General features: G+C 57.1%; 17 protein-coding genes and 1 pseudogene. 4 read left to right on the forward strand and 14 right to left on the reverse strand.

Annotation, left to right across the window (positions count from 1 at the left end; all coding sequences use genetic code 11):
* The first annotated feature begins 255 nt into the window (after nt 1-255).
* Complete coding sequence (locus tag ACA067_RS18715) at nt 256-456, forward strand: hypothetical protein (protein ID WP_497457936.1); 201 nt, start codon at nt 256-258, stop codon at nt 454-456.
* Between the two features lie 143 nt (nt 457-599).
* The gene (locus tag ACA067_RS18720) at nt 600-1,340 is read left to right on the forward strand and encodes a metallophosphoesterase (protein ID WP_497457937.1); all 741 of its coding nucleotides are present in this window, start codon (nt 600-602) and stop codon (nt 1,338-1,340) included.
* Nucleotides 1,341-1,429: 89 nt separating this feature from the next.
* Here ACA067_RS18720 and ACA067_RS18725 read toward each other — a convergent pair whose 3' ends face one another.
* The 3 genes from ACA067_RS18725 to ACA067_RS18735 form a co-directional block, all read right to left on the reverse strand.
* A complete protein-coding gene (locus tag ACA067_RS18725; protein ID WP_497457938.1) occupies nt 1,430-2,086 on the reverse strand; it encodes a S1 family serine peptidase in 657 nt (218 codons plus the stop codon).
* A 367-nt stretch (nt 2,087-2,453) separates the two neighbouring features.
* A complete protein-coding gene (locus ACA067_RS18730; protein ID WP_150787983.1) occupies nt 2,454-2,651 on the reverse strand; it encodes a YbdD/YjiX family protein in 198 nt (65 codons plus the stop codon).
* A gap of 14 nt (nt 2,652-2,665) precedes the next feature.
* Nucleotides 2,666-4,723, reverse strand: a complete 2,058-nt coding sequence (locus ACA067_RS18735; protein WP_497457939.1) for a carbon starvation CstA family protein — start codon at nt 4,721-4,723, stop codon at nt 2,666-2,668.
* A gap of 393 nt (nt 4,724-5,116) precedes the next feature.
* On the opposite strand from ACA067_RS18735, the gene ACA067_RS18740 reads away from it, so the two are divergent.
* Together ACA067_RS18740 and ACA067_RS18745 are read left to right on the forward strand one after the other, a co-directional pair.
* Nucleotides 5,117-6,484, forward strand: coding sequence for a cache domain-containing protein (locus ACA067_RS18740; RefSeq protein WP_497457940.1), 1,368 nt, complete (start codon nt 5,117-5,119; stop codon nt 6,482-6,484).
* 31 nt (nt 6,485-6,515) lie between these two features.
* Entirely contained in the window at nt 6,516-7,163 is a 648-nt protein-coding gene (locus ACA067_RS18745; RefSeq protein WP_497457941.1) for a response regulator, read from the forward strand.
* A 96-nt stretch (nt 7,164-7,259) separates the two neighbouring features.
* On the opposite strand, the pseudogene ACA067_RS18750 reads toward ACA067_RS18745, so the two are convergent.
* The 11 genes and pseudogenes from ACA067_RS18750 to ACA067_RS18800 form a co-directional block, all read right to left on the reverse strand.
* Nucleotides 7,260-8,230, reverse strand: a pseudogene (locus tag ACA067_RS18750) (type IV secretion protein Rhs); the annotation flags it as partial.
* A gap of 213 nt (nt 8,231-8,443) precedes the next feature.
* Nucleotides 8,444-8,752 carry a hypothetical protein gene (locus ACA067_RS18755; protein ID WP_497457942.1) on the reverse strand — a complete coding sequence of 103 codons (309 nt, stop codon included), beginning with the start codon at nt 8,750-8,752 and terminating at the stop codon, nt 8,444-8,446.
* Between the two features lie 21 nt (nt 8,753-8,773).
* Nucleotides 8,774-9,313, reverse strand: coding sequence for a DUF8309 domain-containing protein (locus ACA067_RS18760; protein ID WP_497457943.1), 540 nt, complete (start codon nt 9,311-9,313; stop codon nt 8,774-8,776).
* A 409-nt stretch (nt 9,314-9,722) separates the two neighbouring features.
* A complete protein-coding gene (locus tag ACA067_RS18765; protein ID WP_169374135.1) occupies nt 9,723-10,037 on the reverse strand; it encodes a DUF7716 domain-containing protein in 315 nt (104 codons plus the stop codon).
* Nucleotides 10,038-10,044: 7 nt separating this feature from the next.
* Nucleotides 10,045-14,253 (reverse strand): RHS repeat-associated core domain-containing protein, encoded by a 4,209-nt coding sequence (locus ACA067_RS18770; protein WP_497457944.1) that lies wholly within the window; start codon nt 14,251-14,253, stop codon nt 10,045-10,047.
* Nucleotides 14,254-14,258: 5 nt separating this feature from the next.
* On the reverse strand, nt 14,259-14,726 hold the full coding sequence (locus ACA067_RS18775) for a DcrB-related protein (protein ID WP_497457945.1): 468 nt from the start codon (nt 14,724-14,726) through the stop codon (nt 14,259-14,261).
* A gap of 33 nt (nt 14,727-14,759) precedes the next feature.
* Nucleotides 14,760-15,341: a hypothetical protein gene (locus tag ACA067_RS18780; RefSeq protein ID WP_497457946.1), complete on the reverse strand. Its 582-nt coding sequence runs from the start codon at nt 15,339-15,341 to the stop codon at nt 14,760-14,762.
* A 12-nt stretch (nt 15,342-15,353) separates the two neighbouring features.
* Nucleotides 15,354-17,207 (reverse strand): type VI secretion system tip protein TssI/VgrG, encoded by a 1,854-nt coding sequence (tssI, locus tag ACA067_RS18785; RefSeq protein ID WP_497457947.1) that lies wholly within the window; start codon nt 17,205-17,207, stop codon nt 15,354-15,356.
* 63 nt (nt 17,208-17,270) lie between these two features.
* Entirely contained in the window at nt 17,271-17,993 is a 723-nt protein-coding gene (locus ACA067_RS18790) for a hypothetical protein (RefSeq protein ID WP_497457948.1), read from the reverse strand.
* Between the two features lie 9 nt (nt 17,994-18,002).
* A complete protein-coding gene (locus ACA067_RS18795) occupies nt 18,003-19,031 on the reverse strand; it encodes a hypothetical protein (protein WP_497457949.1) in 1,029 nt (342 codons plus the stop codon).
* Between the two features lie 477 nt (nt 19,032-19,508).
* The gene (locus tag ACA067_RS18800) at nt 19,509-21,671 is read right to left on the reverse strand and encodes a M48 family metallopeptidase (protein WP_497457950.1); all 2,163 of its coding nucleotides are present in this window, start codon (nt 21,669-21,671) and stop codon (nt 19,509-19,511) included.
* Nucleotides 21,672-21,858 lie beyond the last annotated feature (187 nt).

A 21,858-nucleotide genomic window follows, 5' to 3' on the forward strand; every position in this document is an offset into this window, starting at 1 on the left:
CGCCAATGACCTTGTAGGAGCTTGCCAGCGAAGGCGCCCGGGCAAGTCACCCCCAAAACCACCCGCCTTGTAACGCAAAACCACCATTCGTCGCCTATGCTGTGGGTAGCGTCAATTACCCAACCCTCTCTGGCTCAAGGATTGCAAAGGCCGGTCGTAGCAGCTCCAGATCGACGTAATTCTGACGCGGCAGCACTCAAATCAATGTTCAAGGACGCCAGCGATACGCTTGGTCAGTCACCCGGGGGATGTAACATGTCAACTCTCAATGAAATCGCCGCGAATCACGCAAGAATGGCTAAAATACTGGCTGGAGAGTCGACCGAAGTGTGCGAGCGACAGCCCCAGGTGGTGGGAGGTTTTGAAGTCTCATCCATTGATGAACAGCCACACATTCCCCTGCACCTCATCGCTGGCGCGCAAGACAACAATCTCGGACAAGCTACCGGCTTCTGACTTTGCTTGATCGGTGTCGGGTAACTTGATGGCTTGCTGTCCGCCAGCCAGACCGGCACCGACACCTACCTGTCGATCCCCACTTCCTGGCCTAAACTAAACGGACTACCAGCCCGCCGGTGTGTGGTGGGCAAGGCATTGCCATGTTCGAAACCAGAGAAGTGCAGCGCTTCGCCGCCAATCCTGTCGGCCGCGACCTTGCCGTGGGCGACATTCACGGCCACTTCGCCCGGCTGCAGACTGCATTGGACGCTGCCGGATTCAACCCTTCCATCGACCGCCTGTTCAGCGTGGGCGATCTGGTCGACCGCGGGCCGCAAACACTGGACGTCGATCAATGGCTGCTGCGCAAGCCCTGGTTTCATGCAGTGCGGGGCAACCACGAGCAGATGACCGTCGATTCCCACGCCGCCGGCCGCACCAGTGCTGAACGCAGCCTGCACTTTGTCAATGGTGGCGCCTGGTTCTACGGCCTGTCGGGCGTCGAGCAAGCCTATTACGCCGGCATCCTCGCTGACTTGCCTTTGGTGATTGAGGTCGAGACGACGCAAGGCCTGATCGGCATCGTGCACGCGGATGTCCCACGGGGCAGCTGGCAAGCTATGACTGAAGCGTTATCCGGCTCAGCGCTGGAGGCCGAACAGATAGCCACGACCCTGCAGTGGTCCCGCCAGCGCATCACCGACAGCGACCCCGGCGGCGTGTCGGGGGTGCGCGCTGTGGTGGTAGGTCATACACCCCTGCCCCAGCCGGTCATCCTGGGCAATGTCTACCACATCGACACCGGCGGCTGGCTGCCGGAACGCGGTCACTTCACCCTGCTGAACCTGCAAACGCTCGAATTCATCCCCGCGACACGGCCAGGCCTTAGGCGGCACTGGTAACAGGCCCCGACGGGCAAGTAGCGGCAAATGCCTGCGGCACCCATCCGTTGGGCACCGCCCTGCACCATTCCAACCCCGCAAAGAAGCCCCTACTTCGTGACATATTTCGTGCCGTTCGGATCATCGAGCTTCGCCTGCAACAACCCCCACTCGCGTAGAACGATCGAGTAAGGCACAAAGATACTCATCCTCTCGGCGGTATTGACCCCGGGGTGGGCGCTCACATCGTTCAATGTTGTGGAATAGAAACCGATATTGATGCCGACCACACTGCCGTCACTGGCGACGACCGGCCCACCCGACATGCCCTTGACCAACGGGGCGTCATGGATACCGTACAGATCGCCACTGTGTTCATCGGTATTGATGAAAGGCGTTGGATACACCTTGCCCTTGCCGGTGGTAGTGATCAGATAAGGGCTGCCCCCCACGGCCGTGATGCGCTCGCCCACACGCGGCGCGCGCCAGGACGGGAAGCGGCCATTAGCCTTGTGCTGGAAGAACACCAGGTCGCAACCTGTGCTGCAGCTGTACTTCACGTTGGGGATCAACGGCGTATGGCGAGTGGTGACGGCGTAGTCCTCGTTCCATTGCACCGCCGAAGCCATATAGACATACGCCAATGGAAAGCCCGAGAAGACTAGAAAGTATGAATCGTTAATGGTGCCCGAAAAATCGGGTTTAACGATGCCGTTGCATCCTGCAGTAAGAGCTCCCATTAGCAAGCACGCCATGATCTTGATCATGATGTATCACCGACTTATAGGGGGAGGATATGACTGTTTTTTTTGTTTGTCAGTTTTCTGCCGCTTTCTTGCTCACTGGCCCACAGCGCCGCTTAGCGATTGATTTGCCTGATCTAGTTGTTATTTATGGCTGACGCTTCAATAACCCGCTCAACTGTTTTGCACTAAGGCCAATCGCTTTTAGATGCAACCGGGGCAGCACAATTTCTGGCGTCAACAAGCTGTCGATAATAAGGAGGAAAATAGAGCGGCTATATGTTTATTTCCGAACTTGCTTTATCCCGCGCAAACGAAAAACGCCGCTCGAATGAGCGGCGTTTTCGTTTTTGGTACTTGATACAAGTTCAATAAAGAACGCTGGCAACCATCAACAACACTTCGGACCGCTCTTGCTGCCGTAACGGGCTTCCTGACGTTCGCGAAAAAATATTTCGTAGCTCATCACCGGTTTGTCCGGGTGTTTGTTCTGCATATGCTCCACGTAGTTGTCGTAGTCGGGCATGCCGACCATCAGGCGCGCGGCCTGACCGAGGTATTTACCCAGGCGACTCAGGTCATTGAACATGCTGCACTCCTCGATCAAGCATCCGGCAGGGCCTGGAACGGTGCTTCTTTATCCGTACGTTCCTTGGTGCCCCAGGCGGCAATACCGACCTTGAGTGCAAAGAACAGGATGCTGAACACCACCAACAGGAACAGCGCCGTCAGCGTGGCGTTGGTGTAGGCGTTGTAGATCACGTGCTGCATCTGGTCGATGTTCTTGGCCGGTGCCAGCACCTGACCGTTGGCCAGGGCATCGCTGTATTTCTTCGCCAGCGCGAGGAAACCGATCGCCGGGTTGGCGTCGAACAGCTTGATAAAACCGGCAGTGGTGGTGCAGATCAGCAGCCAGACTGCTGGCAGCATGGTGACCCACACGTAGCGTTGACGCTTCATCTTGATCAGCACCACCGTCGCCAGCATCAGCGCGATCCCGGCCAGCATCTGGTTGGAGATACCGAACAGCGGCCACAAGGTGTTGATGCCGCCCAGCGGATCGATCACCCCTTGGTACAGCAGGTAACCCCACATGGCCACGCAACCGGCGGTGGCGATCAGGTTGGCGGTCCAGGACTCGGTGCGTTTCAGTGCCGGCACGAAGGAGCCGAGCAAATCCTGGAGCATGAAGCGTCCGGCACGGGTACCGGCGTCTACCGCGGTGAGGATGAACAGCGCTTCGAACAGGATCGCGAAGTGGTACCAGAACGCCATGGTGTTTTCACCCGGCAGGACACTGTGCAGGATCTGCGCGATACCGACCGCCAGGGTCGGCGCACCGCCGGCACGGGCCAGGATGGTGGTCTCACCGATGTCCTTGGCCACCGCTTGCAAGGCTTCCGGGGTAATTGCAAAACCCCAGCTGCTGACGGTCTGCGCCACCGTAACAGCATCGGAGCCAACAATCGCTGCCGGGCTGTTCATGGCGAAGTACACGCCTGGCTCGATCACCGAAGCGGCAACCATCGCCATGATCGCCACGAAGGATTCCATCAGCATGCCACCGTACCCGATGTAACGGGCATGGCCTTCGCTGGCCAGCAGCTTGGGCGTGGTGCCCGAAGCAATCAGCGCGTGGAAACCCGAGACCGCACCACAGGCGATGGTGATGAACAGGAACGGGAACAGACCGCCCTTCCACACAGGTCCCGTACCGTCGATGAACTGGGTCAATGCCGGCATTTTCAGCTCGGGCATGGTGACCAGGATGCCGATCGCCAGGGCGACGATAGTGCCGATCTTGAGGAAGGTCGACAGGTAGTCACGGGGTGCCAGGATCAGCCAGACCGGTAACGAGGCGGCCACGAAACCGTAACCGACCAGCATCCACGTAATCTGCACGCCAGTGAAGCTGAACGCCTTGGCCCAGACCGGATCGGCGGCAATCTGCCCACCGAGCCAGATCGAACCGAGCAGCAGCGCCACACCGACCACGGAGATTTCACCGATGCGACCCGGACGGATGTAGCGCATATAAATGCCCATGAACATCGCGATCGGGATGGTCGCCATCACCGTGAACATGCCCCATGGGCTTTCAGCCAGGGCCTTGACCACGATCAGCGCGAGCACCGCGAGGATGATGATCATGATCAGGAAGCAGCCGAACAGCGCGATGGTACCGGGGATGCGGCCCATTTCTTCACGGACCATGTCGCCCAGGGAGCGGCCGTTACGGCGGGTGGACAGGAACAGGACCATGAAGTCCTGCACCGCGCCAGCCAGCACCACCCCGGCAATCAGCCACAGCGTACCGGGCAGATAACCCATCTGCGCGGCCAGGACCGGACCCACCAGCGGCCCCGCGCCGGCAATCGCCGCGAAGTGGTGACCGAAGAGTACGTGTTTGTTGGTCGGCACAAAGTCCAGACCATCATTGTTGAGCACGGCGGGGGTCGCTCGATTGGGATCGAGCTGCATCACTTTATTGGCGATGAACAGGCTGTAGTAGCGGTATGCGACGAGGTAGATAGCGACTGCTGCGACTACGATCCACAGGGCGTTGATGGCTTCGCCGCGGCGCAGGGCCACGACACTCAGCGCGAACGCTCCCAGGACAGCCACGGCAAACCAGGCGAGGTGTTTAGCCAGACGGGGCATAGCGTGTCTCCTGCCGACAGCCAGTGGACTGCGGCGGTAATTTTTATAATTGTGTCCGCTGAGCGGAGCTGGCCCAATATCCGCGCATGCCGTCCACAAATAAATCCGCGTTACTACGTACGCGGCCTCTACGTAGTTCTACGTAGATAACGCTGGTCTATCGGTTGAAACGCAAAACCTGTGGGAGCGAGCCTGCTCGCGAATGCGGTATATCAGGCGACATGGATGTTGAATGACAGACCGCATTCGCGAGCAGGCTCGCTCCCACAGGGGTTTTGCATTTCAACGAACAGATCCTGACAGCGGTCATTCCGTCACCACCGCTACTGGCCGCGCACCTCTTTGGCATATCATGCCCAGCCATCGCCGCCTTCGGCCCGGTCAGGAGCCCAGATGCAGCTCAAACACAAAATCGTCGCGCTCGGCATCCTGCCGCTGGTACTGGCGATCGCCGTCATCTGCGCCCTGGTGATTTCCCTGAACCGCCAACTGGGCGATCAACAGGCGCAACTGATCGAAGACAGCATTTTGGCCAGCAAGCGCGCCGAGCTGAAAAACTACGTCGAAATGGCGCAAAGCCTGATCGCCCCGCTCTACGACGACGGCCATGGTGACGCCCAGGCCCAGCAACAAGTGCTGGAAGAACTGCGCAAGCTCAGCTTCGGCGTCAATGGCTATTTCTTCGTCTACGACCGCGAGGGTCGCAGCCTGATGCACGCGCGCCAGTCGGATCTGGTCGGCAAAGACTTGTGGGACATGAAAGACCCCCACGGCCTGCCGGTGATCCAGGCGCTGCTCAACACTGCGCAGTCGGGCGAAGGCTTCCAACGCTACGCCTGGAACAAACCCTCCTCCGGCCAGGTCACCGACAAGCTCGCCTACGTGGTAATGCTGGATCGTTGGGGCTGGATGCTCGGCACCGGCATCTACCTGGAAGACGTCGAACGCGCCACCCAGCAGGCCCGTGACGAAGTGGCCATGGGTATCCGCAAGACCATGCTGGCGATTGCCGCCGTGGCCCTGGTGGCGGTGCTATTGGTGTTCGCCAGCGGCATGACCCTCAACGTCAGCGAACACCGACTGGCCGACAAAAAACTGCAGCGCCTGACCCAGCGCATCGTCAGCCTGCAGGAAGAAGAGCGATCCCGGGTGTCCCGTGAGCTGCACGACGGCATCAGCCAGGTCCTGGTCTCCATCAAGTTCCAGTTCGAACTGGCCAGCCATGTGCTCGAGAATGGCCAAGGACAAGACAAGGGCCTGGGCATCCTGAGGGAAGCCACCCGACGCCTGGGAGACGCGATTGGCGAAGTTCGCAGCCTGTCCCACGACCTGCGCTCATCCTTGCTCGACACCCTGGGCCTGCCCGCGGCGATCGGCCAGCTCGCCGCCGAATTCGAGCAGCGCAGCGGCCTGGTGGTGACCTACGACGACAATGAATTCGCCTGCGACCTGGTCGACGGTGCCGCGGTCTCGCTGTTTCGCATCGTCCAGGAAGGCCTGACCAACATCGAACGCCACGCCCGGGCCCGCAACGTTTCCATTACCCTGCACGGCGCTGAAGACTGCGTACGCCTGACGGTGGTCGATGACGGTATCGGCTTCAACGTCGCCCAGGTTGAACGTCGTCATGCCGGCATCGGCCTGCGTAATATCCGCGAACGTGTCGAGCATTTCGGTGGCCAGTTCGCCCTGACCTCGATGCCGGGAAGAAGTGAACTGGACGTCCTGCTGCCGATGAAAATGCCCGGCACAAAACGCTGAGTCGTCCCCACAACAAGAGTGAATGCCTGCAATGAACCTGCCCTACCCGATCCGCGTCGCCCTGGTCGACGATCACTCCCTGGTCCGCGACGGGATCAAAGCGCTGCTGGCGGTGATGGCGCCCCTGGAAGTGGTGGGCGAAGCCGAGAACGGCGCCGATGCGATCGAGATGGTCGGCCGCTGCCAGCCGGACCTGTTGCTGGTCGACATCAGCCTCAAGGACATGAACGGGCTGGAGTTGACCCGGGTGCTGCGCAGCCAGTACCCGTCGCTCAAGGTGCTGGTGCTGAGCATGTACGACAACAACGAGTACGTGAGCGAGTCCGTGCGCGCGGGGGCCAGCGGCTATGTGCTGAAGAACTCGCCATCCCGGGAAATCATCGCGGCAATCGAAGCCATCGCCAGCGGCGGCACCTTCTACAGCGCCGAAATCGCCCAGCGGCTGATTGCCGACAAAAGCACCGACAACGAACTGACCCCCCGCGAGAGCCAGGTGCTGTACAAAATGGCCCAAGGCCTGAACAACAAGGAAATGGCCCGGGAACTCGACATCAGCGTGCGCACCGTGGAAACCCATCGCCTGAGCATCCGGCGCAAACTCAACATCGATAAACCGGCGGCGCTGGTGAAGTATGCGATTGATCATGGGATTATTTCGGTTAAGCCTTGCGGTGGATAGGGTTGTAGGCGTGCTTCACCAGCAGTAGGGGCTGAACTGGCGGGTCAGGTTGTCGATGCGTTTCTCTTCAACCAACCGGTCGGACGCGTCATAGGCGGTGACGGCGACGAGGTGGTGGCGCTCGTCGAAGCGATACCGGGTGTTTTTGCCCGAGCAGTCCTGGAAGCGTTCGACCTGGGCCAGGGTGTTCCACCACAGGTATTTGGATTTTTGCGTGGCGTCGATGATGGTGTGTGGCAAGCCGTCATCGCTGTTGAGGTATTCGATCTTGTGGCCCAACGCGTCGACTTCGGCGATCAGGTTGCCCTTGGCGTCGTAGCGGGCTTTCCAGGTGCTGCCGTCGGGGTAGTCGACCTGGGTGACCAGGGTCGTCAGGTGGTGATACTGGTACTTGATCTTGCGCCCGAGCGGGTCGGTTTCTTCCAGCAGTCGCGCGTATTCGTCGTACTTGAGCGTGACGACATTGCCGTCGGGCAACGTGAGGCCGGTCATGTTGCCGGTGTCGTCGATGTCGATGACGTAGTGCTCGCCACCGAAGTCGCGGCTGGTGGTGACGCGGTGATCGCTGTTGTAGTGGATCTCGGCTTCGCGCCCGAGCACGTCGGTGATCCAGGTGGTGCGGGCGTTCAAATCGTAGCGAAAATGGAAGTGCTCGCCATCGCTGGTCCAGTGCTCCACCATGCGGGGCTGGTCGCCGAGGGTCTGCCAGCGGTAATTGCAGGTCAGGCCCAATGCGTTACTGTGACTGGCCATGACGCCATCGATGTAGCTGAAGCGGCGGACCGAATCGTGGTTGCGATTGATCACCTCGATGAGCTGGCCGTTATCGTCATAGCGATACTGCACCAGGGTTTCAACAGCCTGGTTGTCAACGATGCGTTTAACGTCGGTCAGGCGGCCCAACGGGTTGTCGTAATGCAGGTGCACCCGCACACCGCCAGTTGCGCTGATGTCGGTGAGCTTGCCTTCAACGGTGTGGGTGAAATGCAGGAAGTGACCGAGGGCGTTTTCGATGCGCTGCAGCGGGACGTTGATGTTGTCGTCAGTACTTCGGCGAAGTTGAACAAAATATTGTTGTATGTTGCGGAAGGTGATTGCTAAAAAGCTATGCCAATTAACCCTGCCAACGCATGCAAAGGCCATAATGAAAGTAGGGGTAACAGGTGGCTGAGACAAGGTTGGCAACCACCTGCTTTACATATTTTAAAAGAGCTTAGAAAAATTCGGAAAACTATAAACATGAAGCTAGCTATCTAATCGAAAATGCACAACCCACCCTACTACCAATCACCGCGCCATGCCTCAGCAAACTCACTATCTCTAGTTAAACCTACCAATTCGCCCAATCGATAAATAACATCCAGCAATGACTCCCGCTCCACTGTTTCAATGTCTTCCTCGAAAGAATTTAGCCTGACTATGCAGCGTTTAAACATGGGAAGCGCGCCTTTACCGAAGCTTGAGCATGGCAAAGCTTCTAGATTTCGCACCAACTCAAACATTACCGGTCTGACTTTATCCAAAAACTCCTCATCCCCATCCAGAAGATCGAGCTGCTGATATAAAACCGCTGTATCTATAGCATCCATGGGAAAACTCCTTGAGAATGGTCAACGTGACGGTTGCGGAGGTTTTATATCAGGAAACAGAAACACCTTAGTCTCATCCCAGTTCACGCCAGTTTCATGATACACCTTTAATCTGTTTAAAATTCTTTCAGGGTTTCCAGCCATCCCACATGACTCATAGTCATAAATCAGCTGTAAATCTTTCTCAGTTGTTAGCGAGGCTTTTACCGTCTCAGCACCAATATTAGTATATTCATCAGTAAGGTCAATCAAGTTAGCTCCATTATTGCCTGACGAACCAAAAACAGGAGACAACATCCGCCTTCTTATTGGACGACTATTAACTACAACACCACTAGACACCTGACCCGAAAATATACCTTTGAGATTTTTTGTAGATACAAAAATACAGAAAATTATTTTCTCCTTGTTTAAATCTACCCCTCCCCAACCCTCATCACTTCTGAAAACATCGAAAAATTCCATCAGATAATTCATTCTCATCTGCGCAAGCGTGAACAAATTATCGCCAACCTTAACACTTAGAACTTGGTTCGCCTCCCACTTTAAACTTTTCAACATGCTACTCCTTTGGCACCACTAGATTTTGCTGCAAGCCTAGAGCTTACCAAATCCGGTCCATCGCTAAATAAATAGTCGTACCGGCGAATAGCCGCGACAGAAACCTTATTCTTCAACGTCATTTTTGGAGCAGGCTTAGAGGCAGAAATCTTTTTACACTCATAAAACTTCAAGTGATCAAGGCTATGCTCGCGATCATAAGAAAACCAGTAGTTATCTGGTTAATTATTTGAAGGTGTCAGCAGTTTCATTAACACACTCCTGCCCTGATAGAGTTTTTATTTAGCCCTAGCGGGACGCCCAACTCACGCAACCCAATCACGTCAAGATGTGTCTTAATGAGCTTCAAAGAGCTGCGCTTGCCGCTAACGAGCAAGCGCATTGCTCTTGCTTCTAAAAACTGAAAAACTTATAAAACAATGAACGCATCATTTTCAAAGTAAAACTTAAACGCTTCAAAATACTCATCAATTGTTGGGCTAGGTAACTGCTGATCAAGATTTGAAATCACATCTTCAATTGATGCTTTATCAAGTGATGCCTTCCATCCCTCGCTAGCTACCTGTGGAGGAAGGTAATCCGTTGAGTCGGGCGGAAAATCCCAACTATCTAAAGAAAATGCTCCTTTCGTATCCAACGTCCATGTCGTAGCTGGCAAATAAAACCATGTCTCTGGCATCTGCCCGATATTCTCTAAAACTTCTCTAATACTATAGGTTTTCATACTCACCTCAACACGCAGAGTTTTGCAATTTTTTGAAGCCACCCTGCTGATTAGGATGGAGGCTTTGCTGTACCGGTCCGGCCGCCTGATGCTGAGCCCTAGGTATCAACTCGATATCCTTAGGAGTCTGAGCATTATGGTGCCAAGAATGATTTGGCGGACTGGTTTGCTTAAATCCTCCTCTAGGCCCAGGCTGAATATGCGTCACCACTTCAGGTGGAAGAGAGGATTTCAGCTCTGGATATTTTAACGTCCGATTGTATAACTCTTCGTTTGCATACCGGAAGTGTACCGGCCGGTCAGACGCATGAATTTCTGATGGCATTTCCACACTGGTCCACACACTATACTGACTGCTCGATAGCGGCCTGCCGCTTCCATCTATTCCAGTCCATCCAAGAGGATCGATCCAACCAGTAGGACTCGTAACGTATCGATAAAGGTTGAGTCCACCATCCAGCCCAATCGGATCCTGCGTTATAAACCGCCCAACCTGCGGATCGTAATACCTAAACGTATTGTAGTGCAGCCCCGTTTCGTCGTCGAAGTACTGCCCCTGAAACCTCAGATTCTGCTCAACCTCGTTCACCGCCAGCGCTTCGGTGGAACCCCACGCCTTGTACGTCGCTTGCCAGACAATGCTTCCGTCAGCGTCAGTCATTTCCAGCGGCGTGCCGATCTGGTCGGTGTGGAAGTAGTAAAGCTTCTGCTCTTCCCCTTCGCTTTGATCAACGCGGGCCAGCGGCGCATAGCTGCCGGGCTCGTAGATGTACAGGCTGCTCTGCCCCGGCTGTTCTTCGCGCAGCATCCTCAGGCCTTGCCAGAGGAAGTTTTTTTGTTCGGTTTTGCCGTCTTTTATTGAGGTTTTACCTACCCGTCGGCCCAGGCTGTCGTAGCGGTAGGTGCCGACACTTTCAAGCTTGCTGTTAACCAGCGTCTCAGCTTTGACGAGGCGGTTTTCACAGTCGTAGCTAAACGTCTGCAACGTGGTCAGACCAATGCGCTTTTCGATCAGATTGCCCCACGGGTCGTAGCTGTATTCCTGATCGCGCCACTGCTTGATCCGGTTGTCCTTCACGTGATCAAACTGGCTGGTGTTGAAGTTCAGCCGGTTCGCCGCCGCGTCGTACCTGAACTCCTCACTGTCCACCAACTTGCCAGTGTCACGGCTATGTAGCTGACCGTTGGCCTCATACTCGTACTTGATCTCGCCACGCAGTTTGTCGAGGGTGCGGGTCAGCTCGCCGGCAGGATCGTATTGGTGACGGCGATGGATCGGGTTATAGGCGTGCTCTACCAGCAGTTGCGGCTGGATGCCGGGGTTGTGGAGTTGCGAGAGTTTTTCCGCCGGTAAAGTCGAGGCGAATTGCCAGGCCTTGCGACCCATCGCGTCATAACCGAAGCAACTGGTGAGCGTGCCCTGGGTGCGCAGCACTTCGCGGTGCAGATCATCGCGTTCCATGTCGCTGATGAGCTGGCCGTCGAGGTTGAGTTGATGCAGGTGGCCGCTGCCGTAGTACAGGTGGTTCAGGTGTTGGCCCGTCGGCAGGGTCAGCGTGGTCAGGTTGCTGAGTGGATCGTAGTCGTAGAACAAGGTGCCCTGTGGCGTGGTCTCTTTGATCAGACGGCCCAGCAGGTCGTAGGTGAAATCGAGTTTCTCCGCGCTGACGCCGAGTTTCTTGCCGTTGGCGGTGGGCAGGCGCTCGATGGTCAGCAAGCGGTCTGCATCGTCGTAGGTGTAGTCCTGGCGGGCGTCGGCGTTGAGTTTGGCCAGTAGTCGGCCAATCGCGTCGCGTTCAAATTCGGTACTGCGCTGTGGCCGTTCAGCGCGTTCGCCGTAGCCGATTTCGTCCACCCGGGTCAGGTGCCCGCCCAGGTTGTAGCTGAACTGGCGGGTCAGGTTGTCGATGCGTTTTTCTTCGACCAGGCGGTCGGAGGCGTCGTAGGCAAACTGGTAAGCGGCATTGTTTTCATTGACCAGCGCGGTCAGGCGGATGGCTTTGTCGTATTCGTAGCGGATGCGTTGGCCCTTGGCGTCCTGGCGACTGCTCGGCAGGCCGCGGGCGGTGCGCAGCAGGCGCGTGGTCTGGCCTTTGCCATCGGTGTGCGTCAGCACCTGGCCGAGGGCGTTGTAGGTGAAGGATTCGGCGCTGCCGTTGGGGTGCTGGATGCGCAGCACTTCGCCGTCGGGTTTGCGTTCCAGGGTGGTGGTCTGGTTCAGGGCGTCGGTGACGGCGATCAGGTGATGGCGCTCGTCGAAGCGGTAGCGGGTGCTTTTGCCCGAGCAGTCCTGGAAGCGCTCGACCTGGGCCAGGGAGTTCCACCACAGGTATTTGGATTTTTGCGTGGCGTCGATGATGGTGTGTGGCAATCCGTCATCGCTGTTGAGGTATTCGGTTTTGTGGCCCAGCGCGTCGACTTCGGCGATGAGGTTGCCCTTGGCGTCGTAGCGGGCTTTCCAGGTGCTGCCGTCGGGGTAGTCGACCTGGGTGACCAAGGTCGTCAGGTGGTGATAGTGGTACTTGATCTTGCGCCCGAGTGGATCGGTTTCTTCGACCAGTCGGGCGTAGTCGTCGTACTTGAGCTTGACGGTATTGCCGTCGGGCAGCGCGAGGCCTGTCATGTTGCCGGTGTCGTCGATGTCGATGACGTAGTGCTCGCCACCGAAATCGCGACTGGCAGTGACGCGATGATCGCCGTTGTAGTGAATCTCGGCTTCACGCCCGAGCACATCGGTGATCCAGGTGGTGCGGGCGTTCAAGTCGTAGCGAAAATGGAAGTGCTCGCCATCGCTGGTCCAGTGTTCCACCACGCGAGGCTGGTCACCGAGGGTTTCCCAGCGGTAATGGCAGGTCAGACCCAGGGCGTTACTGTGACTGGCCATGACGCCATCGATGTAGCTGAAACGGCGGACCGAATCGTTGTTGCGATTGATCACTTCGATGAGCTGGCCGTTATCGTCGTAGCAATACTGCACCAGGGTTTCGACGGCCTGATTGTCGACGACGCGTTTGACATCGGTCAGGCGACCCAGTGGATTGTCGTAATGCAGGTGAACCCGAATACCGCCGGTGGCGCTGATGTCGGTCAGGGTGCCTTCGACCGTGCGGGTGAAATGCAGGAAATGGCCCAGGCTGTTTTCGATGCGCTGCAGCGGCACAGGAGCGTTGTCGTCCGGCACCTCGCCGAAGTAGAAGAAGATGTTGTCGAGGGTTTGCAGCAGGTAATGTCCGCCTTCGGTGCAAACCAGATAGACCTGCTCGTGAGGGTTGTAGAAGCGCTCGCCCGGCTGCACGTCCACGAAGGGCACGGTACGCCCCTGGTTGTCGGTCAGGTAAACGAAGCGGCCGCTGCGCCGCAGGCTTTGTTCCCATGGCAGCACCCAACCCTTGCCGAGCACACTGTCGACGGCCAGGTCGCTGGCGTAGAAGCGCGACCATTCGATGGGCATCAGGCCCGGGAGGCTGAAATCGGTTTCGTCAGGGATGACCTTGCGCCCGGTGGTGGCGTCGACAGGGTTGCCGACCAGGCCGCCCACTGCCCGTTCGATGGCCGGCCCTACGACGTAGCGACTGGCGACTTCACCGGCGACGAAACCGGCAGTGAATTTCAGCACGCAGGGCATGACCGCTTTCATACCGGCCTGGGTCCCGGCCTTGATCAGTTGGGCAATACCGCCCGCTGCTCCGGCGACCGCCATCAGGATATCGACCGTGGTGCGCAACCAGCCCGGAATCTCGTCGTCTACCGGCAGGTAACGGTGGGTGCCACCGCCAATGAATACGTTGCCAGAGCCACTGGAAATCGTAGCTCCACAGGTGAGCTTGTCACCCTTGCGAGCCGCCGCAGTGCCGTTGATGAAGACGTTGGTCGAGCCTTCAGCGACTTGCACCGGACCGGGATGTTTGTCGCAGGCAGCAATGCTCTTTTCGACATGGGCGGCCTTGCGACTATTGATGAAGACATTCGCCGATGCGAGGACGATGGTCCCGGAGGGCGATGAAAAACTACTGCCTATCGACTCCCCCAAGGAAGTCAGCAGGCTACCTCCGACGCCTGCGGCCAAACCCGCCAACAGAGCCACACCAAACCCACAGGTGAAGGTCGCGATTGCGACCGCGGCAACCAAGGCAATCCCGAGCGCGGCCCCGATCAGAAACCCGCCCAGGGCACTGGTGTGGGCGATTTCATCGCCAAACCTTGCGGCTTCAAACATGACCGTTACTCCTGCTCGCTGGAGTCGGTCTTGTTTACGCCGGGCTGGCGAGGCTGAAAGCTAGTCAGCAGGTTTACCCAGTTCTGGTTCTGCTCGCTGCTGAAGTCAGCCTGGGCGGTGGTGGAGAAAATGATTGCACGACCCGGCTCAATCAGGAATGCCGCCTGACGCTGATAGAACGGGCGACCATCAGTCATGTAGTACGCATCGATCTGGATACCTTCGATCGGTGCAGTGCTGGAAAGCTCGACCGCCTTCTTACCCAGCAAGGTGTAGCCACGCAGCTTGGAGGCGAGCATTTTCACCTGGCGGTCAACGTAGGCCTTGAGCGCCTCGCCGGGCAGGAGCATGTCCCTGGAAATGGTGATACTCAACGGTGCAGGAATGCTCGCCCCCAGCACAAACATGTTGACCGTGCGGTCCTGGAAACCCTGCGGCAACGCGATGCTGCCTTCCTGCAATTCATAATCCATGTGAGTAAATTCCTTAAACCAAAAAAGTAGGTATCAGCGGGCCGCGAGGCCTTCCAGCATGCTGTCGAAATCAACCAGCCAAAGACTCAGCGAAGGCTTGGTCGGATCTATCACGCAGGAAATATTCAGCCATTGCACTTCATCACTCCCGGCCACCGGAACGATGGCGCCGACGAGGCGTCCGTGGCGTTCGGCGTGACCGATCCTGAAGTGAAAATCCACGCACTTCGCGGCGCTGCCCGCCACGCTGTAGTCGCGTTGACGAATGATGCGCAGCTCCGGGTAAATCGTGCGCAGCGTTTGCACGGCGGCGTCGAAGAGGTGTTGCAGGTTCTGGCCTCGCACCACATCACGACGCTTGATCGTCAAGGTGATCGGCTCGCCTTCGTGTTCGAGCGTGGTCTGGATATCGCGGAAGTGGAAACCGGCGGGAAATGCCAGATTAAAACCGCCGAAGTTGAAACTGCTGGGCGTATCTTGCAGCGCAACGACAGCAACGGGTTCCGGCTCGGGCGCTGGCACAACGACCGGCGCATTTAGCTGCTCGAGACGCGCCGCTTCCTCCAGCGCAATGCGCTTGGCGGAAATACGATCGTAGATACTGGTTCTGGTCATTAGCAGGCGCTCCTAGTCATTGACCCGAACTTCGGAGCCGGTGATTTGGGTGGTGCCAGTGCTGGTCGTGGTGATCGCCTTGCCCTTGATCTCGATGCCGTCCGGCGTGAGCGTGATGCTGCTCTCTCCCACCTGCAAAATAATGTGCTGCTTGGCATTGACCTGAATGAACTGGTTATCGACCTGAATCGTCAACGAGCCTTCCTGGACATTCATCACCGTGTCTTTCTTGATCGTTTCAGTGTGCGTGCCACCCACTGTGATCGTGCGATTGCTGCCAACGCTATGGATCTCGTCGACCTCGATCTCGGTGTCCATGTTGCGTTCGGCATGCACGATAACCTGCTCGGCGCCGGCCTTGTCTTCAAAGCGGAAAAAATTCGCCGTACCGCCATCGCCCTTCATCGACCGCGTCAAAAACCCGCTCTGGGTCTTGTTCGCCGGCAACGACCACGGCGGCATGTTCTGGCTGTTGTAGAGGCTGCCCATGATCAGCGGGCGGTCGGGGTTGCCGTCGAGGAACACCACCACCACTTCATCGCCGACCCGCGGAATGAGGATGCTGCCAAAGCCGCCGCTGGCACCGGACTGGGCGACGCGGACCCAGCAGGAGCTTTTGTCGTTGTGCTCGCCGTAACGGTCCCAGTGGAACTGTACTTTTACGCGCCCGAGTTCATCGGTGTAGATCTCCTCGCCCGGAGGACCGACGACGATGGCGGTTTGGGGGCCTGAGATCGATGGCGTCAGCGTTTCGAGTTGAGGCCGGAATCTGATTTTCTTGCGTACGCATTCAATGCTGTTGGCGTAACCGGCCTGGCCGCCAGACAGGTAATTATTGCTGCCTCGGTGCTTGATAAGCATCAGCAAAAACTGTCGATCTTCAACCGAGCCATTATCGTGCTCATAGTGTTGTGTGAGTTCGAACGTGTAGCCAGGACGCATCGCACGGCAGTTGCTCGCACCTGAAAAAATCTTGCCGTTGAGTTCCAGCGCCTCGATGCGATTGCGCACCAGCACTTCGCCGTCTTCGTAGGTTCCATGGGTGTACTGGCCCATGAAATCGTAGATCTCGTACGCAGGCACATCGCCCTGCTGATTGAGGCTGTTCATACTGACTGGAATGCGATTTCCAGGTTGGCGGTAGTCGAAGGTCTGGACGGATATCTTGCTGGACTGCAACTCCCTTGTTGCGCTCCAGTGGGTGATCGAATCAGCCGTTTCAGTGATCGAAGCCGTATGAAAACGCACTTGCGGCTGTTCGGGCAGAGCAGGCAACACGGATGAGTCATCCATGATGATCAGCGTGTGACTATCAGCGGTGTGCTCGAAGTAGAAGAAAAGCCCTTCGTGCTCCAGCAGGCGCATCACAAAATGGCGATCACTTTCCCGATACTGAGTGATATAGCTGTGTGGTTTGAGCGTACGTTGGACACGAAACTCATACTTGGCAAGCCCGTCATAGCGGCTGAAAACCTCTGAAATAACTTGCTCGACCGTTTGATCCTGGTAGATCCGGGAGTCGAACCGCTGCTCAAGCAAGCTAAGCCAGGAACCAATGACCGCCGAATAGCGGCACATGCCACCGTCGCTACCATTACTACCAAAACTCAATACATGCCCGTTGATGAATCGACTTGAACCTGTAGCGAGCTCGATCTCGATCGTCGCCAACTGTCCCATGGCGGTCTTGAGTTTTACGGCAGAGTCGTCCGAAAGCAGCTCCAGCTGGAAGCCGAAGCCTGCCGACAACCCCTCATACCCCGAAAAGGACTCAAGCAGCAGTTCTTGCCCGCCCTTGAGCGCCAATGTCAGTTTGAACAGGCGCCGGTTCTGCGCCGTAAACAGGGATGAAAGGTCCATTGTCATGTACAACTCCTGGAATCAATATTCGGGTAACCGGCCTGTCCAAATACCGCTAACGGTTGGTCATCAGGCGCTTGGGGAGTGACGCAGGGATGCCAGCCGCTTAAACAATCTGCCGAGCCACCAGCGACTGCGAGCCTCGCGTATTTCGTCGATTTGTATGAAGGTGTACGGAGTAGACATGCTTCGCTCTTGGGCATGGAGGGTGCGCAGACCTCGAATACTGTGGCGCAACAAGATCAATATGGCTATTGAACATGCTGTACAGCCTACGATCGCAACGACATTGCTGGTCAGTGCGTCAACTGACTTTAGAAACATTCCACCAGTGAGGGTCGACGCCCCCGCAATTAATCCAAAGCGGTAGTTTTTCTTGCCCTGCTCTTTGCGCCGGACAGTAACTCGATTGCCTTTGCACTCGAAGGGAAAATACGATGACTTAGTAAATAATATTATGGAAAGTACCGCACCGACCGCCAAAATCGGGGCCAATCCACCAACAATGGAAATTATGTTCGCGCCACCTGTATAGTTTGAAACGGACACATACGCCAGACTACTTGCCAGGAACGAGAATATGGCAACACCGACCAAAATCATAGTCGCCAAAAACACTACATATCGCTCACACACGTATATCAGATACAGAGTCCAAGAAAAAAACAACACAAAGAATACTGAGTAAAACCACCAGTAATAATTCAAATTAGATGGTCCAAAAAGACCAAAAAAAGCCGCCACCAGAAATAATACCCAAGCGTTCTTTTTCATATTTTCGACATCAATCATAATATACTTTCACTTTGTAAGGTAATTCCCGACCATCTTATCCGCGCCTGTACCGACCATCAGTGCCTGTACGCCTAACCCTGCCAGCCAACCGACTGCCACAATCAGAACCAAAGGGGCGGCTCCGGCTCCAACGCCAACAGAAATGATTCCGACAGCTACACTTCCGGCAAACCCGCCGGCAAATGCCGCAACGTTAGTAGGCTGACTATATGCAGACTTGCGATAAAACTCGTCCATCGTCGTTGAACTTGTGTAGTCAATATAAGCCTGTGGCCCGATAGCCAACGCAACGCCCACTACATTACCCGTCATCATCTTGAGCCCACGAGGCGCGCCTTCGGCATGCAGCATTGCACGCTCGTTAAGTGCAGCCCGGGTCCCGTAAGCAGGGATATGAGCAACCTGCCGCCCAACCTGGCCGAGCACTTTGTAACTTTGTGCCTGGGCGGTAATCGGCACTTCGAAATGAAGCTGGCCGCCTACACGGATCAGCTTGATTTTACCCTTGAACGTCTTCTTGGCCGACCTCGATGTCGACGTGCCTCGGCTATTCGCCCATTTGATCAATTTTTTCTTGTCGGCAGCTGTCATGTCCAATAAATCGACAACCGACTTGGACTTGGACATTGCTGCCACGGTGGTACCGGCGCTGACCAAAGTGCCAGGCAGGTTGGCTGGCGAAAACATCAGGTCCCCTATTTCTGGAATGCTTTCCGCCATTTTCTGCAAGTTCTTCAGCGCTTCTACGGAAACATCCTTAGCCGTTCTCAACCGCCTTAACAAAGAGCGCAGCAACTGCACATACTCTTGCGCTTCGCCTGATGTCATGTCGGTGTCAGGCGAAGCTAATTCATGGGCCAGAAACATCGCAGCGTTGTAATCACTGGTCGCGTAGTAACCGGCAAAATTCTGAGAGGGAAAGGCTCGGGAAGCGATCTCACCGGGAAACGTCAAATTGCCGCTACCCATCAGCCCTGCTTGCCTGCGTGCGCCACGTGGATTCGCCACGGTGCAGGGTAAAAACATCTCGTCCATGCATCCTTCTCCTTTTTTCCGCACGACTCGAATCGAACATGCGGCAACTACATTACGGACAAAGGGCGTCCGAGCCGTTCACATCGGGTCGCTGGCTGGCTTTTGATTGTTCATCTGGGGTTCAGAAACTGCCTTAGTCCCCCAGCACGCAGTCATGACAAAATTTCGATACTTACGCCCGGAAGGTGCGACCACGGCTTTTTTGAAAAGTGCCTGACACATTCTAAAAATTCGAACTACGTCACGCTTTTTTGGATCCAACAGACGATGCCGAGCAAAGGAGACACCCGTGGATCGCCAATGTCAAGCGTGAAAATCCAGCTGCCAAACGGGCTCCCGCCGGAGAGTCTGCCTCGCCCGTAGTGCTGCCAGCAGCCTCAGCTACTCGGTCGATTTACACAGTGGCGCCGTCAGCGTTGCTGCTGTTGAGAAATAGGACACCACTTGCTCAATGCACTGCCAGCGCTATCCCCTCCCCTACGCCTGCTCAAACCGCTGCTGCAACAAATGCCGCGCGGTCCCTGCATTCAGGTACGTACCAATCAGCTGCGCCAGCTCCTTCTCCTTGAGTTTCCTGTCGTCGCGACAGAACTGCATCAACTGCAACTGCACCCAGCGATTTTTCGTGTTGAGCCTCGCATCAGGGGCAAAGAACGAGCGCGAGCTCAACTCAGGCATGGGTGCGTCGTCTTCGAGCAGCAGATTCAAATGCACGCCCTGCCCCACTCGCAGGCCGAAATCCGCGACGTGTTGAATCGGCAGTGGCGCCTTGAGGTTGGCGAACACGAAGTGCTCGGGGGTGAGCAGCAGTGCGGTCTTGTCCGCCCGCATGAGCAGGCGCAACGACATCGGCAGCATGCAGGCCATCATGAAGGTGAGCACGCCGCCCGCTGCCAGCAACACGCCCTTCTTGCTGCCTGCCACTTCGGGGAACAGAAGCGACCACACCAGCAAGCCGAGGCCCACCACCATCAGCGTGCCGAAGAACACCAGGCTGATCCAGCCGCGAACGCGCGCACCTTCGTGCAGCCGCACCTCCTCGGTGGCCTGGCTGGCATGGGTGCGCAACTCCTCGACCAGCGCCACATCCTGCGTCACGTAGTGATTGAGGAAGTCCTCGGTGACGCGGCGGCGCAAGGCCTGGGGATCGGCAAAATACTGATCCACTGCGGCGCAGGCCTGTGCTGCGACTATGGGGCGGGTGCCGCGGCTCACGGCTTCATCGAGTGATACCTGCAACGAGGCCACGCGCTCACCGTTGGACGGGTGAGTGTCCGTCGGGTGCGGCAAGCGGGTGGCCAGCTCTTCCTCGGGCAAGGTCAGCGGCTGGGCCGCCAGCTCGTGCAACACGCTGGTCGGCAGGTCGCGGGTCAGCGCGTGTTCCGTGGGGTTGGTCGCATGACCGACATGGGTGCCCACGCACTCTTGCAGCAGCGGGTCGATGGCGGAGATGCGCAGCAAGGCCGACGCCGCGGCGATATTTCCCGCCAACCGGGCGCCCGCGGCGTCGGCGGCCAGTTCCCGCACGCGGCTCCAGTGGTTCACCGCATGATCGAAACGCTCCATGAAGTAGATGCCGAGCATGAAGGCCGGGCGCAAGATCGAGCGTTGCAGCAGGTCGCTTTGCTGCATGGTTTCGCCGATCACCCCCAGGCTGCGGCCAATGCCATCGTAGATCGGCAGGAAGCGCTGGCTGTACTCGGTATCGGCGCCCGCGAAGTGCGCCAGCTCGTGACCGATCACCGCGCTGGTTTCCGCACGGTCGAGCAACCCCAGGTACAGCATCGGCACGTGCAGGGTTCGACCTTGGAGCGCGGTGTCCGACGGCAGCAGGTTGATGTCGCTGGAGGTGACGTAAAAGCCTTCGGTCATGCCCAGCACGATGTGTTCAGGCGCCAGGGCGCCGAGTTGATCGGCCAGATCGCGGACATAGGCCCACAGCGCCGGCGCTTGTTCGGGGGTGACGACCTGGCCGAGAACCGGCATTGGCGTCGATTCAAACATGTGCAGCATCACGCGCAGCTGCTTGCCCATCTGCCAGATCGAATACAGGCAGCCCAGCATCACCACCAACGCGATGCCCATCAGCTTGAATTCGCCGGAGGACATTCTCCCCGCGTGCCACAGCCCCAGCGCTTCGAAACCGAGGATGGCCGCGACCGCCGCGCCCATAGTCACGATGTGTCCCACCAGCAGGTAAGGCAGGATCCGACTGACCCGGGTGAACGTGCGCAACAGCTGTTCGCGGGAACGACTGGCACGGACACCGGCCCAGCCCAGCCCGAACAGGCCCAGCGCACCGACCAGCGCGGCCAGCAGGCCGAGGACGATAACGCCGATGGCCAGGTCAGTCATCAGCGCACTCAAGGGTTGCAGGCTGCGCAACTCTTTTTCGGCTTCGGTGAGGCGGGACAGGGCCAGCTCGACACCCACCCTTTGCCCATCGATATCGACCTGGATCGAACGCGAGCCAGGCCGGGCGGTCATCGCTTCGAGCTGGGGTCGTATGTCACTGAGCTGAGCACTGGCTTCGGCGAATTGGCTATGGCGCTCAGTGCTGCGTTGCAGCTCCCAGACGCCAAACAGGTTAAGGCACAGCGGCAGGAAAATGAGTACGGCAATGAGTCTGATATTTTTCATCGGATGGGCTCGATAGCTGCGTCGCTCTTACTGTCCCTGGCGAGCACAAATTCCATTTAACAAACGCCCGAAGGCCCTTGTGCACTTGTACAACTCACCCTGAAACGGTCTTGGGGCGCCGTTGTACAAAGCGCGTTATACCGTGATGCCAACGATATGTAACCTCAAAAGACACTGGAGTTTTATT

The sequence above is a fragment of the Pseudomonas sp. LBUM1674 genome (assembly GCF_059695635.1).